The following is a 15,006-nucleotide window of genomic DNA, read 5'->3' as shown; positions in this document are numbered from 1 at the left end:
ATGGCACAGCTACTTGACGATAAGGACATCGACAATGCACTCGAGGGCCTGGACGGGTGGAGCCGTTCTGGTTCCAGCATCATCCGCACGCTGGCCCTCCGCAGTTTTCCGGACGCGATCGCACTGGTCGATCGCGTCGCCGAAACAGCCGAGCAGCGCAACCATCATCCAGATATCGATATCCGATGGCGGAAAGTGACCTTCGCGTGCAGCACCCACGCGCTCGGCGGTGTCACGCAACTTGATCTCGACCTCGCTCGCACCATCAATGAGCTTGCCGAAGAACAGGCTTCTTCCTAACCGATCCACACTTCAGCGCCGACTGATGCGAAATGGGAGAAATGTGGGGAGTGCCACGTTTCTCCCTCATTACATTTCAAATCGGAAAGGATTCGGCTCCCCTCCAGCCAAGACTTCGTAACGCTCCGGAAAATCCTTCTTGCCCAATCGGTGAGGACTGTGACTATGAAGCACGAAAGGGACCCGTAACCCGTCGGTGAATTGTTCGATCATGCCGGCTGCGGGATGCAACCGACTTGGAGGACGGAACCACAGTGCTTCGAACCCGCAAGGTGCGCAAAACAATAGCGGCACTGGCGCTCTCCGTTGCCGCAATTGCGGCGACGCCGGGATCGGTCACGGCCCAGAATCCGCCGCCACCGCCCAATGACCTCAATTTCCTCGAGATTCTGCCCGCGATCATCGGCTCCGCGGTGCAGGGGCCGAAGTCTGGCGCCGAAGCGCGAGAAGAGCTCCTCGGAACGCTCAGCGCCTTGCTGGCTCAACCAGGCGTTCCGGAAGAGATGGCCATCGGCGCCGAACGCATCGTGTCGTTCATCAGCGCGCCGGAGCCCTCGGCGCCGGGCAGTCCTGCGATACCCACTGATGGCCCGCCGATCTCGCAGTTCCTTTACCCCACGGTCGGTCTCGACTGCATGGGTCCGGGACAGCACTCGATCGCCACTGCCCTCGCAGTGGCGGGCCCGCAACCGCTGCCACTGCCCGGCCCCAAGCGCAACGAGGCTGCGTTCGTCTTCACCGCTCTCGGCACCGGCGGAGCGAGCAACATCAAGCCCCATGATCCGCTTACAGTCTCGTGGCTGAACCTCGATACGAACAGGGCTGGATCGGCGCCACTCGATGCGTCATCCGGAATCAACCCGGACGGACCAGCCACACTCACCGCAATCGATCGCACAGGTAAGGGCCGGGTTATCGCGACGGTCCACGGTGCCCTTAATCACGGTGGCCCCAACGGCACGAAGACCTGTGGTTTCGCTCCAACGGTGGGTCTCATCGTAATCGACTGACCGGCTCCCCGAGCCCAGCGGCCAGCCCGCTGCCCCCGACGGCCCCTGTGGAGCAATCGCGCCCCACAGGGGCCTCACACTTGGGGCCTCTCTGGACAGGCGATCCGCGCACGAATCGCATGCGGTGTCGCCACCGGGGTTACCGGTGGTGAATGCCGATCCTCTCCGCCTAAGGCCGCTCGGCCAGTTCGTCCTGATAACCGCGGATGCGCTCCGCGATCTCGTCGGCGTCGGCCTCACGACCCTCTTTCCGGGCTTCGGTCTCGCGGACGCGCAACTCCCGGATGGCCTTGCGGATATCGTTGATGCTCGTCACGTGATCCATACCACAATGATGCCTTCAGAGATCACTTATTTCCACCCACTGCAGCGATAAAACCCGCCCCCACCGCTGAGTGAGCGTGAGTGTTCCCCTGGACGCGGGTAAACGCGCGAATCGCAACGAGCAACGAACAATTCGCGGCTTTCGGGGTGCCACATCGGCGGCGTCGTTTACCGTGTTCGATATACATTTGTCCGCCCAAACGGACAGTACGGAAAGAGCCGACATGGACACACAGCGTGAAGTGTGGAGCGCCCGGTCTGTCTTCATCCTCGCCGCGATCGGATCCGCGGTTGGACTCGGAAACATCTGGCGCTTCCCCTACGTCGCATACACCAATGGTGGCGGCGCCTTTATCATCCCGTATCTCATAGCGCTGCTCACCGCGGGCATTCCTCTGCTTTTCTTCGACTATGCGATCGGACACAAATTCCGTGGATCGCCGCCGCTCGCCTTCCGCCGCATCAGTCGCTGGGCTGAGAGCCTCGGCTGGTGGCAGGTGGGCATCTGTTTCGTCATTGCGGTGTACTACGCGGTAATTATCGCGTGGGCAGCGCGGTACGCCATCTTTTCCCTCGGAGAAGCGTGGGGGGACGATCCGGAAGCATTCCTCTTTGGAAACTTCCTGCAACAAGAGGACACCGCGAGAGTCGGGTTTGATCTTGTACCGGGTGTCGCGATTACGCTTCTGCTGATCTGGATAGCGACGCTCGTGGTCCTCGCATTCGGTGTTCAGCGCGGCATCGGCGCATCTGCCAAGATTTTCGTGCCGCTGCTGGTTGTGTTGTTCCTCGCGCTGGTTATTCGCTCACTCTTCCTCGACGGTGCTGCGGAGGGGCTCACCGCGTTCTTCCAGCCTGACTGGTCGATCCTGACGAACGCGACTGTCTGGATAGCCGCCTACGGGCAGATCTTCTTTTCGCTGTCGATCGCATTCGGCATCATGATCACCTACGCGTCTTATCTGAAGCTGAAGACCAACATGACGAGTTCCGGACTTGTCGTAGCGTTTTCGAACAGCAGCTTCGAGATTCTCGCGGGCATCGGCGTGTTCGCGGCGCTCGGATACATGGCTGCGGTGGCTGCCGTACCCGTCGACGAGGTTGTCAGCGGAGGTATCGGGCTCGCGTTCATCGCATTCCCGCAAATCATCTCCGCTATGCCAGGGGGCCCACTCTTCGGATTTGTGTTCTTCGCATGCCTTGTCGCCGCGGGCTTCACCTCGCTCATTTCGATCGTGCAAGTGGTGATCGCGGCGGTGCAGGACAAGATGCGCATAAGCCGACTCGCTTCCGTCGCGCTCGTCGGCGGATCGATGACGATTGTGTCGATGGCACTTTTCCCCACGACGACGGGCGTGGGCGTACTGGATGTCGTCGACAAGTTCGTCAACAACATCGGCATCGTCGGGGTCGCATTTGCCGCGATCGTCGCAACCATCTGGTTCCTGCGCCGCGGGCCTGAGTTCGTGGAGCACCTCAACTCCGTGTCATCGTTCCACATCGGTATCATCTGGCGACTCTGCATCGGCGTTGCGACACCGATAGTCCTCGGATACATGCTGGTGAGCGAGATGATCACACTCGTCGACGAAGGCTACGGCGGGTATCCCACTGACTTTGTGGCTGGGCTCGGATGGGCAGTCCAGATAGCTCTTATCGTGCTTGCGCTGGCACTGTCTCTGCTGCCCTGGCGGCAGGGCACAGACCTCACGCCGCCGAAGCATCACGAATTCGTCAACCCGGGAGGCCATCGATGAGCACCTCTGCGATCATCATGATGATCATCACGCTCGCTATCGTCTGGGGCGGGCTGATCATCAGCCTGGTTCATCACACTAAACACCCGGACGAACACATCGACTGAGTTTGAGCACCCATTTGGGGCGGTACCTTACGGTGCCGCCCCCAAATGTTATGCAGAATCCAAAGCAGCAACGAGCACGTCGAGGTGGCGTTCAGTGACGTCGAGGTGCGGACTAATCCGCAGCGCGCCCGGCGCGTCTTCCAAGGGTGCGCGCTCGGGCCCCAGATAGGTCGTGACGATTCGGGCGCTTGCTGCGGTCCCCGCCGCGAGCGCCTCACGGAATCCTTGAACGTCACGACCGCTCCAGCCGTGTGGCGGCAACAAGGTGGTGACCGCGCACGGTTCCTCCACCTCTTCGGATACCGACCACCCGCCAGCCCCGTGGAGACGTGCACGGGCCACCTGACCAATGGCTGCAAGCCGCTCATAAACGGCGGCCGGGCCGAGCGTCAGGTGCTCGGCCAGCGCCACAGCGAAACCGACGCGGCCCGCGATGTTCGCCTCAACTGATTCGAGCAGCAGCTCCTTCGCAGGCAGAAGCCCGCTGCGCACACCGACAACTCCTACGCCGCGCGGGCCGCACAACCACTTTCGGCTCGTCGCGTACACCGCGTCAGCACCAAGCACCGGCGGAATATGAGCGAAGCTCTGTGCGGCGTCCGCGATCAGCGGGACACCGGCAGCGCGACACACAGCGCCCAGGCGGGCCACATCCTGCACAAGACCGCGATGTGACGGATGCACACAGATGTGCACGAACGCTGGCCGCTCCCGGGCTATCACCTCGGCACTGGCCTCATAATCCAGGTGGCCCACGCGGTCGGTAACTGGCAGTGGGATCGGCCGTAAACCGAATGACGCGAACACCGTGAGATTGGGACCGAACTCGCTGGGCGCAACGCACACCGGCGAACCAGCCTCAACCGGCATGTTATGCACAAGCGCCAAGAGCGCAGATCGCGCGCTCTCCGTGAAGAAAACCTCGTGCGGGGCGAACCCGAGAAGCCCGGCGGCGGCCGCCCGCCCCCGCTCGAGAGTCTCGGCGGCTTCTGCGTGCGCGACATACCCGCCCACCCGAGCTTCGCGTTCGAGATGCTCCGACATGCGGGCCACCACATTCCGGCTCGCGCGCCCAGCCGCCGCGGAGTCAAGATGCACAACATCGGGCTCATACCGCAGGGCCCTGAATTCTGCACCGACTTCCGGATGCGCGATCGAGTTCGTCACACCCGAACCGTATCGCGGCTACTCTCTCGCGGTAGATGCACGCGCCGCCCACAGCAGATCATCAAAGCGTAAACAGCGAGCGCACCAGCCACGTACACCAGCGCCACCCACGCCAATCCGGCCGGTTCCACACGCGACCAGATGGTCGGCTGCGCGAAACTCAGCAGCCAGGGCACACCAGCAAGTGTCACCACGCTCCAGAAGACGGCAAGATACTTTGCGGCTCGCAGCTCCCGGAAAGGACCATAAACCAGCCACATGACAAGCGGCAGCGCCCACACCCAGTGGTGTGACCACGACACCGGCGATATCAGCAGGCCTAACAACTGAACCGCGATCAGCGTGCCGAGCGCGTCGCTCCGATCCAGCCGCCGCCAGGCCGCAACCCCGAGCCCACAACACAGCGCGACCAGCATGAGCCACGTCACGGTCGCGGCCGTACCCTCGGCCTCAAACCTGTGCACAGCGCCGAATAGCGACTGGTTCCACACCGATGCGACCGGGCCGATGCGATCTGCGTCCCCGAAATACGAGGCGAAGTACTCCCTCGTTTCCTCCCGAATCAGCAGCCAACTGACGCCGAGCGTCGCGGCAAACGCCACCGCGGAAAACGCGGCAGCGCTGTAGCGGCGGCGAGCGAGGAAATAGAGTCCAGCGATAGCTGGGGTCAGTTTGATACCGGCCGCGATACCAGCAAGACCGCCACTCACCCACCAGCGGTGATTAGTGACGGCGATCATGATCAATAGCACGAGGTAGACATTGATCTGGCCATAGTCGAGAGTCGTGCGGACTGGCTCGGTCCACAGCCCCGCAGCCGTCCATAGCATCGCTTCGCGCACGCGCGCCCAGTCCGCGGCCGGCCCTCGCCCAATGATCATGCGCTGGCAGAGACGCACGACAGCGTAGAGTGCGCCCGCAATACCCAATTGCCACACTATTGCCAGCACAGCGAAAGACAGCAGACTGAGCGGATAAAACACTAAGGCGGCAAAGGGCGGATAGGTAAATGGCAACGGGAACTCTGGGGTGTTCTCCGAATACCGGAAGGAATAGAGGTCTCCATCCCGGAGTTGTGCTGCGCCATCGACGTAAACATGTAAGTCGAGGAAGTTCGTGGCATTGGGCACAAGCAGCGTCCATGCGAGACGGGCAAGCACCGCGACTGTGAGAAGGAGAGGGGCCCATCGCAGAACACGAGGCCACAGCGTTTTGGTTTCCGACACTCTCCGCTACCTGTTCGTCATCATGCTGAAGCACCCCGACTGCTCTGCCTCATCGTCCGACCACGGTAGCCGAGAAACAAATCACGCGGCAGTATGCAGTAGGCGACGTCACGCAGCCCACACTTAATGAAGCGAACAAATGCCGCTTATATCGCAAACCGGATGCAGGCTCGATGATCGGCAGGAGTGGATGACGAACACACCCGCGATTCCCACGTCGGTACTCACCCTCGCGAGCGAGGCGCAACGTGTCACCGTGCTTACCGGTGCCGGCATGTCCGCTGAAAGCGGCGTACCGACGTTTCGTGACGCGCAGACCGGACTGTGGGCGCGGTACGACGCGACAGCCCTCGCCACCCCAGAGGCGTGGGAACGCGACCCCGCGCTCGTGTGGTCGTGGTATATGTGGCGCCACCATCTCGTCCGGCAAACGGAGCCGAATGCGGGCCATAAGGCACTCGGCGGGTGGGAAACCACCGCCAGTGTCACCGTGGTCACACAGAACATCGATGACCTGCATGAACGCGGAGGAAGTTCTCGCGTTCACCATCTGCACGGAAGCCTGTTCGCGTTCCGCTGTTCGCGCTGCTCCCGTCCCTACACGCAGCCGGTCGATGACACCCCGCCACACGACACACCACGGAAACCACCTGCCTGCGACGAGTGCGCCGGTCCAGTGCGGCCAGGTGTGGTCTGGTTCGGCGAAATGCTCCCGAACTCCCCCTGGGAGGCGTCGGTACGTGCGGTTCAAGACTGCGATCTACTGCTCGTCGTGGGCACGTCAAGTCTTGTGTATCCAGCCGCTGGACTCCCCCGGATCGCACAGGACCGAGGCATTCCGATCGTCGAAGTCAACACCGAGGAAACACCGCTATCAACGCAGTGCACCGCCTGCCTCAGAATCCCCGCCGCATCTGCGCTACCGCGCCTGGCCGACATGCACGTGACCTAGAAATTATGGACGCCCCCGTGTCGCATGAACCAAGGAGTGAAAAAAGCCTGCACGGGGGCGCAGTCACGACATTACGCATTCCCGTGCAAACGATCTCGCTTTCGCTGGCTTTCTCAGCCACTTCACAGACGCGACCGACTCTAGGCCGACCGTCGTCCGCTACGCCCGCCACCCCTGATCAAACTGGTTAAACCCCTCTGGCTCAGCGGGAATGAAAATCCACATCACGATGTAAATCAGGAACTGCGGCCCCGGCAGCAAAACCGAGAGCACAAAAACCAGCCGCACAATATTCGGGTCCCACCCGAAGTGACGCGCGATTCCAGCGCACACACCGCCAATCCAGCGGCCTTCCCGAGCTCGAGTCAGCTGAGCCATCGAAATCTCCCTCCCGTGGGACTCGGTCGTCCACGTCCGTCCGGGGCCGCGGATGCGAACCCCTTATTGCCATTGACGGTACTGACCGGCACCAGTCCGGCGCATCAGGTTCTTCCCGGAAGCGACCCCGAACTTAGGTCACTCCATCTCAGCCCGCACCCCGAGCAACCGGATGGGTCGATCGAGGGGGAAGAGTTTCAAAATCTCGAGCGCAGCTCTCTCCACCTCGGCTGGATCGCGTGTTGGCTGCGGCAGCTTCCTCGCGTGTGTTCTGGTGTAGAAGGTCGACGTACGCACAGTCACCGCCACTCTGATAATCGCGCGGTCCTCGCCGAGTGCCTCCGCTGCCGCGCCGCGTGCCAGTTCGCTGGTACGTAACTCGATATCCGCAAGGTCGGTCAGGTCATGCGGGTAGGTGCGCGACTGGCTGTGTGAACGAGCCGGTGGCGGCACAGTGATGATCTCTCTGCCTCCCAGGCCGCGTCCGAGCGCAACCAGCCAGGGGCCTGTGGTCGGGCCAAAACGTTCCGCAAGTTCCCACCGGTCCGCCGCAGCGAGCGCACCGACGGTGGTGAGCCCGAGGTCCGCGAGCTTTTGCGCCGTTTTACGTCCGATGCCCCAGAGTGCCTCAGTCGGGCGGTCACCCATCACCGGCATCCAGTTCTCGGCCGTCAATTGGAAGACCCCTGCTGGCTTCGCGAAGCCGGTCGCAAGTTTGGCCCGCAACTTGTTGTCGCCGATGCCAATCGATGAGGACAGACTGGTGTTCGCCATTATTGCCTCGCGCACCCGGCCAGCAGTCGCGAACGGATCCTCCGTGTCTGCACCGACGAACGCCTCGTCCCAGCCCAGAACCTCCACCGGCAGGTCGAGGGCACGGATCGTGTTCATCACTTCCGCTGACGCTTCCTCGTACGTGGCGGTGTCCGACGGCAGAAACACGGCCTCTGGACACTTTCGCTGCGCCGTTCGCAGTGGCATCCCGGCGTGCACACCGTGAGCGCGAGCTTCGTATGAAGCGCAGGCCACAACTTGCCGCGGCCGACTGGGATCACCTTCCCCGCCAACGATCACGGGGATCGCACGCAGTGCAGGATCACGGCGTTTCTCGACTGCTGCGAGAAACTGGTCAAGATCCACGTGCATGATCCACGACGCCATCGGTGTGCCGCTCGAGTGCTCAGCTGAGGCCAAGATCAGCGGAAAACCACGACCCCGGACGCATACTGATGCGCACCGAATCCCCCAGCGACGCTTCGAACCATTCGCAGTACGCGTCGAGTTCGGGGCCGGCGAGATAGCGGGCAGCCATCGCGCGGTGCATATCGCTGGTCAACGGCTCAACAGCGCTTACGGGGCCCGCCACCGAAACGTAGCGGGGAGTCGGTTCCACCCGATCAACCATGAGCGAAAAGCGGCCTGCGGCGCGAATCCTCCTCGCCTTCAACGACTCCGTCTCCGTGTCGATCCAGACGTCACCGCCCGGCTCGTAGCCGTACCAGATCGGCACGACGAGCGGGCCGTGATCGGGCCCGCGCTCCACAGCTAATGCCGCGACATGCGGCTGCGCAAGAAAATGCTCACGTTCTTCCCGAGAGAGCGGCATGGCCCCAGCGTATCGGCGGCACGGGGCCGGGCGCACGCGATGGAGGTCAAACGTTGAACTTGAACTCGACGACGTCGCCGTCAACCATCACGTAATCCTTGCCCTCGAGGCGGACCTTTCCGGCTGACTTGGCTGCAGCCATCGATCCAGCCGCGACGAGGTCGTCGTATGACACGACTTCCGCCTTGATGAAGCCGCGCTCGAAATCGGTGTGGATGACTCCTGCGGCTTTCGGTGCGGTGTCGCCCTTCTTGATCGTCCAGGCGCGCGCTTCTTTCGGCCCCGCGGTCAGATACGTCTGCAACCCGAGGGTGTGGAAACCGGCCCGCGCAAGGGAGTACAGCCCCGGCTCCGTCTGCCCAATCGTCTCCAGCAGTTCCAGCGCCGATTCGTCATCGAGTTCCTGCAGGTCCGCTTCGACTTTCGCGTCGAGGAACACCGCGTCGGCGGGAGCAACCGCGGCGCGCAACTCGTTCTTGCGGTCCTCGTCGGTGAGCACGCCTTCGTCGGAGTTGAAGACATACAGGAACGGCTTCGTGGTGAGAAGGTGCAGTTCCTTCAGTGACGCGAAGTCGATCTGGTTATTTTGGGAGAAGAGAGTTTTGCCGCTGTCGAGAATCTCTTGCGCCTGTTTCGCAGCCTCAGCGAGCGGGCGCCTCTCCTTATTGTTCTTTGCTTCCTTGTCGAGGCGAGGTACGGCTTTCTCCAGGGTTTGCAGGTCCGCGAGGATCAGCTCGGTCTCGATAACCTCGATGTCGGACATCGGATCGACACGCCCGTCGACATGCACGACGTCACCGTCGGTGAAGACCCGTACGACCTGGCAGATCGCGTCGGCTTCGCGGATGTTCGCGAGGAATTTGTTGCCCAGTCCGGCACCTTCGCTCGCGCCTTTCACGATGCCCGCGATGTCGACAAACGACACCGTTGCAGGAAGAATGCGCTGCGAGCCGAAGATTTCCGCAAGTTTGTCGAGCCGCGGATCCGGCAGTTCAACCACGCCGACGTTGGGTTCGATAGTGGCGAAGGGATAGTTCGCGGCGACCACGTCGTTCTTCGTCAATGCGTTGAACAACGTGGACTTACCGACGTTCGGCAGACCGACAATACCGAGGGTTAGGCTCACGGGTAGCTAAGTGTACGGACTTACCTACACAACTATCCACTCCGGCACGTCCCCGTGGGTTTCGCGCCGGAGCGGACAGTGTGTTCAGTTCACTCCTCGACGACGACTGTTCCGGTCATGTTGGGATGCAGCGAGCAAATGTAGTCATACTCGCCGGCCTCGGTGAACGTGTAGGTCCACGTGTCCTCAGAGAGCACGGGGCTCTGGAAGTCTTCCGGCGCGCCGTTCTGTCCTGTTACGTCGTGGTCCACCGGCCCGTCTGCGAATACCCATTCAACGGTGTCGCCCACGCTCACAGTGATCGATGGCGGGTCGAACGCAAAGTTCTCCACGCGCACCGATGCGGCGACATCGTCAGCTTCATCGTCGTCTTCGTCAGGCGCGACGGTTTCGGTCAATTGTGGGTCTTGCGGCATTGGTTCCGGTATTTCGACCGCGGGGGTGTCTTCAGTGGGATCCAAATCTGTTGTGTCGTCGCCACAGCTCACCACCAATGCACTGGCAAGAACAATCGCGCTGATTCCGGCAAGACGTCGCATGTTCATCACTCCCAATGTGTGCTCCACTTCACTGCCTGCCCACGATTGAGCCTAGCCAGACATTCACGGCAAAGCGATGGTTTCTCGGCGACTTCTTCCTAAATAACAACATGGAATTATCTTTCCGCAGGTGACGCCTTGCTCACATTTGCGCGCATCTTCCGTGGCCTGGTGCGACTATTCGGTGTGGTCTTCAATTTCGATGACGGAGCAGCATTGTGACTGTACAGAGCGAAGCACCTAGCCCCACTCCAGGCGCTGACGGTGCAGGCAACCCCACAGCAGGCAACCGGCGCCCTGCCGTGCACCGTGGCACTCTGATTGGGCGCGGCGGCGCCTGGCTTGCGACGTGGAGCTTGCGGCTCATCCTGATCGCTGCCGCAGCATGGGTCATTGGCTGGGTTATTGGTGAGTTCTGGGTGATTGTGCTGCCCGTAGCGCTCGCAATCATCATTTCGACTGTCTTGTGGCCGATAACGCGGCAGTTGCGGACGTGGCGGGTGCCCGGTTCGCTCGCGGCGCTGCTCACTTTGGTGGCGGCGATTGGCGGCTTTGGCGGTGTGATTGCGCTGATTGTTCCGTCGGTGGTGGCGCAAATGCCTGAGCTCGCGAACCAAGCAACTGCCGGTATCCGCACTTTGCAGCAGTGGGCGCAGGGACCGCCGCTGAATATTGCTGAGGAACAGTTCGCGGATTACACAAACGCAATCGTTACGCACATTCAGCAAAGTGCAACAACTATCGCTTCGGGTGTATTTACTGGCGTGAGCGCTGCAACCTCGGTCATCATCACGCTCGCGCTGGCGCTGGTTCTCACGTTCTTCTTCATTAAAGACGGGCCGAATTTCCTGCCGTGGCTGCACCGTTCCACGGGCTCTCCTGGTGCGTTGCATGTCGAGGAGGTGCTGCGCCGACAGTGGCGCACGCTGAGCGGCTTCATCCGGACTCAAGCGATCGTTAGCTTCGTTGACGCCGTGTTTATCGGCCTCGGTCTTGTCGTTCTCGGCGTGCCGCTCGCAGGTGCGCTGGCTGTTATCACGTTTATCGCCGGCTTTGTGCCCATCGTGGGTGCTTTTGTGGCGGGCGCGCTCGCTGTCCTCGTCGCGCTCGTGGCGAATGGGTTTACGACAGCGCTGATCGTGCTGGGCATCATCATTCTGGTTCAGCAACTCGAGAGCAACATACTGCAGCCCGTGCTTCAGAGCAGAAGCATGAACCTTCACCCGGTCGTTGTGCTGCTGTCTGTGACGGCTGGCGGTTCGCTTTTCGGTGTTATCGGCGCGTTCCTCGCAGTGCCTGTCGCAGCGGTGGTCGCCGTAGCGGTGCGTTACGTCGACGAGGTCATCGATACGCGCTGTGCGGAGGAGAACGCTGACGCTGACCAGTCACCTCCCGAACCGGACCCTGCGGAATCTGCCGTGGACAGCACGTCCGGATCACTCGGCGACGAGGACGCTGAGCTCAGCGGGGCGCGAGTCGGTGGAGATTCTGCTCCTTAGCCCGATGCGGTGGCACGGACGTGCGATCCTGACCGGGCCTTGACGACGTGCAGCCGACTTGGGATGCGCTGACGCATTTCGTCAACGTGGCTGACCAGGCCGACAACGCGGCCACCTGCACGCAGCTCGTCGAGTACGCCCATCACGGAATCAAGCGTGTCGCTGTCGAGCGTTCCGAAGCCTTCATCGATAAACAGCGTGTCGAGCATGATGCCTCCCGACTCGGCGGTAACGACGTCGGCAAGCCCGAGCGCGAGGGCGAGAGAAGCCATGAAGGTCTCCCCACCGGACAACGTTTTCGCCGAACGTACGACCCCTGTGTAGTCATCGCGAATATCGAGGCCGAGTCCCCCTCGCAATCCTCGCGGCCCCGCTGCATCAGAGTGCACGAATTCGTAACGGCCCCCGGACATGACTCGCAGGCGCCCTGAGGCTGCAACCGCGACTTCCTCAAGGCGGGCAGCCAGCACGTACGAGCGGAGTGACATCCGCCGCGTGTTTTGGCCGCGCCCTGCGATTACTTCCGAAAGGAGGGCCAGGCGGGCATGTACCGCAGCCGCCGGCCCCAGCTCGGCGAGCGCGCATCCGAAGTCGGGTTCCAGCGCGCATACAGCGTCATGCGCGCGTTGCGATTCGGCGTGGGCGCGGAGTGCTGATTCCATCTCGCCGCGGGCGATCGCGAGTCTCGTTTCGGCGGCGGGCACGTCCGCGTCTGCCTGGTCGGCCGCCGCCTTCACGGCTGGGTCGTCCAGCACCGCCTGTGCGCGGACGCGACGCTCGCGAGCCGCCTCGAGCGTGGCCTCCGTGTCAGCCAGCCACTGGGCACTCCGAACGGCTGACCGTGCATCCGCCAGCGAGTCGAAGCCCGATTGTTCAGCCAGGGTTTGCAGGTATGCGGCGCGTTCGGAGAGCCGCGTCGCCGCGGTGTGGGCGGTGTTTCTCGCTGACTGCAAGTGGGCGGCGGCGCGTGCCAGATCATCAAGCCGGGACTTTCGTGCTTGCACACTCGCGTCCGGTCCACGAGCCGCATCAAGGGCCGCGTTCAGTTCATCGAGTTGACGCTGCAGCCCCTGTTGCCGTTCCGCGAGCGCCGCGAGCCTGGCCGCACAATCGGAAATACGATCCTCGAGACGCTGTTCTGCGTCCGCGAGTTCGTTTCGAAGCGCCTGCAAGCCCACCAGAGTCTCCGCTCGGCGCTCGGTGTCGGAAAGCGATGTTCCCGCAGCAACTAGTTGCTGCGCGAGTTCGTTCTCATCGCGGCCGCGCGTCACACTCGTAAGAGCCTCACTGCGTTTTTCCAGCGCGGTCACGGCTTCACGCTGGCGCTCGAGCGTGCGCGCGGCCTCCTGCTCCGCTGCCGCGGCCGCCTCCTCCTCTTCCCTTGTTGCGGCGAAGTCTGAGAGCGGCGCAGGGTTGGGGTGGACATCCGAACCGCAGACCGCACAGGGCTCACCCTGCTGCAGCCAGCTCGCCAGCTCACCTGCCATCCCGGCGATCCGCTGTTCACGCATCTCTAGCCATTTCTCGCGGCAATCGAGATAAGTCGCCCGCGCACCGGTGAGATCCGCCCGCGCTGCCTCCAGGCTCTGTTGTACGTCTCTGGCCTCCTGAGCCGCGCGTCGAGCATGTTCTAGTTCCCCGTATGCGGTGCGCAACGGTTCGAGGCGGGCTTGCGCAGTTGTCGCGGCGACAACGTCGGACTCGACCTTTGCAATCCGTTCCGGGAGAGAAGCGAGCTCACCCTCAGCCTCGCCGCGCATCGCGGAGACTTTCTCCATATCGCGCCCAACAGCTGTCAGGGCGCGACTGATGCGTCCGCTATCTGCGGCACGCTCACAAAGCTCCTTCAGTGAACCGCTCTCTTCGGTCCACGCGGCTATCGCCTGTCTAAGAACACTGTCATCACCTGCGGCAGGCGGCCACGAGAGCCCCTCCACAAGTTGCTCTCCTCCCCTGATAAGCGAGAGCGACTCGGCTGCCAGCTTCAGCTCGCTTTCGGCCTGATCGCTCTGACGCTGAATACGATGCAGTTCGTCCTCGGCCGCAGAAAAAGGCCGCGCGCGCCGAGCTCGATCGAGCGTCCGCGCGAGTTCGGTGCGTTCGGCGTCACTGTGCGCCAGTTCGCTCAGCTCAGCTTGCGCAGCGCGCAACTTGTGTTGCCGCTCGGCGAGCGACCGAACGTGGTCGAGTTCTGTCCGCTCCCTATCGAAGGCTTCCGCCGTTTCCGCTGCGTTGTGTTTCGCCGCAGTGAGTCGCTGCGCGAGGTCGTGTTTCAGTCCCTCCAGCCAAGCTGGATTCGCGACTTCCGGGGTATCCTCGGACCCACTTGAATGCACGATCTTCGCAACGATCAGCTCAAACCGCTGGCGGACTGCATCGACACGGCGCTCAGCTTCGCGGCGCCGGTCTGCGAACCATGACTCAACGGAGCCGAAACGCTTTGTGTCGAATAGGCTTTCGAGCAACCTTTCACGCTCTTCGTTTGACGCTCGGAGGAAGCGGGCAAAGTCGCCTTGGGGCAGCAGCACCACCTGGAAGAACTGGTCCTTCGACATACCGACTAGTTCGCGAACGACGTCCGCGATCTCATCGATACGTGTCAGATTCTCCCTCCGGGCCGAGTCGTCTCCCGCACCAAGCCAGGTGAGAGTTGCTTTGGCTTTTTCACGTACCGAGCCGTCACCCCTCTTCTTGGGGCGGTCAAACTCGGGTGTCCTAGTGATTCGGAAACGCCGGCCTTGCACGCTGGCCTCAAGAGTCACTTTCGGGGTCGCGCCGTGGGCCGCGTGGTCAGACAGATAGCGCTTGCTCTCGGTGCGCACGCCCGGCACAGCACCGTACAGGGCGAAGGCAATGGCATCGAGAATCGTCGTCTTTCCTGCACCGGTCTGCCCATGCAGTAGGAAAAGGCCGTCTGCCCCCACTCGGTCGAAATCGATGGTCTCGACGCCGGCGAACGGCCCGAACGCCTCAATCTGAAGCCTGTGCAGCCTCAACTGTCCCCCTAAGTCCGTT

Annotated in this window: 15 protein-coding genes; 6 read left to right on the top strand and 9 right to left on the bottom strand. The window is 62.3% G+C overall.

The window, feature by feature from the left end:
* Both ONR57_RS17415 and ONR57_RS17410 read left to right on the top strand, forming a co-directional pair.
* Positions 1-300, top strand: coding sequence for a 4a-hydroxytetrahydrobiopterin dehydratase (locus ONR57_RS17415; protein ID WP_265124790.1), 300 nt, complete (start codon positions 1-3; stop codon positions 298-300).
* A 254-nt stretch (positions 301-554) separates the two neighbouring features.
* On the top strand, positions 555-1,310 hold the full coding sequence (locus ONR57_RS17410; protein ID WP_265124789.1) for a hypothetical protein: 756 nt from the start codon (positions 555-557) through the stop codon (positions 1,308-1,310).
* Between the two features lie 169 nt (positions 1,311-1,479).
* Here the strand turns inward: ONR57_RS17410 and ONR57_RS17405 are convergent, their stop codons facing one another.
* Complete coding sequence (locus tag ONR57_RS17405; protein ID WP_265124788.1) at positions 1,480-1,635, bottom strand: hypothetical protein; 156 nt, start codon at positions 1,633-1,635, stop codon at positions 1,480-1,482.
* Positions 1,636-1,858: 223 nt separating this feature from the next.
* Between ONR57_RS17405 and ONR57_RS17400 the strand changes: the two genes are divergently transcribed.
* On the top strand, positions 1,859-3,391 hold the full coding sequence (locus ONR57_RS17400; RefSeq protein WP_265124787.1) for a sodium-dependent transporter: 1,533 nt from the start codon (positions 1,859-1,861) through the stop codon (positions 3,389-3,391).
* Positions 3,388-3,498: a methionine/alanine import family NSS transporter small subunit gene (locus ONR57_RS17395; protein ID WP_265124786.1), complete on the top strand. Its 111-nt coding sequence runs from the start codon at positions 3,388-3,390 to the stop codon at positions 3,496-3,498. The genes ONR57_RS17400 and ONR57_RS17395 overlap by 4 nt, the downstream gene beginning before the upstream one ends.
* 48 nt (positions 3,499-3,546) lie before the next feature.
* Here ONR57_RS17395 and ONR57_RS17390 read toward each other — a convergent pair whose 3' ends face one another.
* Positions 3,547-4,665: an aminotransferase class V-fold PLP-dependent enzyme gene (locus ONR57_RS17390; protein ID WP_265124785.1), complete on the bottom strand. Its 1,119-nt coding sequence runs from the start codon at positions 4,663-4,665 to the stop codon at positions 3,547-3,549.
* Positions 4,662-5,891, bottom strand: coding sequence for a mannosyltransferase (locus tag ONR57_RS17385; protein WP_265124784.1), 1,230 nt, complete (start codon positions 5,889-5,891; stop codon positions 4,662-4,664). The genes ONR57_RS17390 and ONR57_RS17385 overlap by 4 nt, the downstream gene beginning before the upstream one ends.
* A gap of 190 nt (positions 5,892-6,081) precedes the next feature.
* On the opposite strand from ONR57_RS17385, the gene ONR57_RS17380 reads away from it, so the two are divergent.
* Positions 6,082-6,843: an NAD-dependent deacylase gene (locus ONR57_RS17380; RefSeq protein ID WP_265124783.1), complete on the top strand. Its 762-nt coding sequence runs from the start codon at positions 6,082-6,084 to the stop codon at positions 6,841-6,843.
* A 159-nt stretch (positions 6,844-7,002) separates the two neighbouring features.
* Here the strand turns inward: ONR57_RS17380 and ONR57_RS17375 are convergent, their stop codons facing one another.
* From ONR57_RS17375 to ONR57_RS17355, 5 genes are all read right to left on the bottom strand, one after another.
* Complete coding sequence (locus ONR57_RS17375; RefSeq protein WP_265124782.1) at positions 7,003-7,221, bottom strand: PspC domain-containing protein; 219 nt, start codon at positions 7,219-7,221, stop codon at positions 7,003-7,005.
* 138 nt (positions 7,222-7,359) lie between these two features.
* Positions 7,360-8,382, bottom strand: coding sequence for a DNA polymerase IV (locus ONR57_RS17370; protein ID WP_265124781.1), 1,023 nt, complete (start codon positions 8,380-8,382; stop codon positions 7,360-7,362).
* A 19-nt stretch (positions 8,383-8,401) separates the two neighbouring features.
* On the bottom strand, positions 8,402-8,827 hold the full coding sequence (locus tag ONR57_RS17365) for a pyridoxamine 5'-phosphate oxidase family protein (protein WP_265124780.1): 426 nt from the start codon (positions 8,825-8,827) through the stop codon (positions 8,402-8,404).
* A gap of 46 nt (positions 8,828-8,873) precedes the next feature.
* Positions 8,874-9,953 (bottom strand): redox-regulated ATPase YchF, encoded by a 1,080-nt coding sequence (gene ychF / locus ONR57_RS17360; protein WP_265124779.1) that lies wholly within the window; start codon positions 9,951-9,953, stop codon positions 8,874-8,876.
* An 89-nt stretch (positions 9,954-10,042) separates the two neighbouring features.
* Positions 10,043-10,498 (bottom strand): plastocyanin/azurin family copper-binding protein, encoded by a 456-nt coding sequence (locus ONR57_RS17355; protein ID WP_265124778.1) that lies wholly within the window; start codon positions 10,496-10,498, stop codon positions 10,043-10,045.
* Positions 10,499-10,710: 212 nt separating this feature from the next.
* Between ONR57_RS17355 and ONR57_RS17350 the strand changes: the two genes are divergently transcribed.
* On the top strand, positions 10,711-11,991 hold the full coding sequence (locus ONR57_RS17350) for an AI-2E family transporter (RefSeq protein WP_374116478.1): 1,281 nt from the start codon (positions 10,711-10,713) through the stop codon (positions 11,989-11,991).
* On the opposite strand, the gene ONR57_RS17345 is transcribed toward ONR57_RS17350, so the two are convergent.
* Positions 11,988-14,987 (bottom strand): SMC family ATPase, encoded by a 3,000-nt coding sequence (locus tag ONR57_RS17345; RefSeq protein WP_265124777.1) that lies wholly within the window; start codon positions 14,985-14,987, stop codon positions 11,988-11,990. The two genes, ONR57_RS17350 and ONR57_RS17345, sit on opposite strands and share 4 nt — an antisense overlap.
* Positions 14,988-15,006: the final 19 nt, after the last annotated feature.

The organism is Hoyosella sp. YIM 151337, from assembly GCF_026041215.1.
In the GTDB taxonomy this organism is placed as follows: Bacteria; Actinomycetota; Actinomycetes; order Mycobacteriales; family Mycobacteriaceae; genus Hoyosella.
This window is presented reverse-complemented; position numbering and strand designations above follow the sequence as displayed.

Bases quoted from the DNA above. Each gene is read 5' to 3' on its own strand.
- ONR57_RS17415 (WP_265124790.1), top strand. From the start codon at position 1: ATGGCACAGCTACTTGACGATAAGGACATCGACAATGCACTCGAGGGC.
- ONR57_RS17405 (WP_265124788.1), bottom strand. From the start codon at position 1,635: ATGGATCACGTGACGAGCATCAACGATATCCGCAAGGCCATCCGGGAG.
- ONR57_RS17400 (WP_265124787.1), top strand. From the start codon at position 1,859: ATGGACACACAGCGTGAAGTGTGGAGCGCCCGGTCTGTCTTCATCCTC.
- ONR57_RS17395 (WP_265124786.1), top strand. From the start codon at position 3,388: ATGAGCACCTCTGCGATCATCATGATGATCATCACGCTCGCTATCGTC.
- ONR57_RS17380 (WP_265124783.1), top strand. From the start codon at position 6,082: ATGACGAACACACCCGCGATTCCCACGTCGGTACTCACCCTCGCGAGC.
- ONR57_RS17375 (WP_265124782.1), bottom strand. From the start codon at position 7,221: ATGGCTCAGCTGACTCGAGCTCGGGAAGGCCGCTGGATTGGCGGTGTG.
- ONR57_RS17370 (WP_265124781.1), bottom strand. From the start codon at position 8,382: ATGGCGTCGTGGATCATGCACGTGGATCTTGACCAGTTTCTCGCAGCA.
- ONR57_RS17365 (WP_265124780.1), bottom strand. From the start codon at position 8,827: ATGCCGCTCTCTCGGGAAGAACGTGAGCATTTTCTTGCGCAGCCGCAT.
- ONR57_RS17355 (WP_265124778.1), bottom strand. From the start codon at position 10,498: ATGAACATGCGACGTCTTGCCGGAATCAGCGCGATTGTTCTTGCCAGT.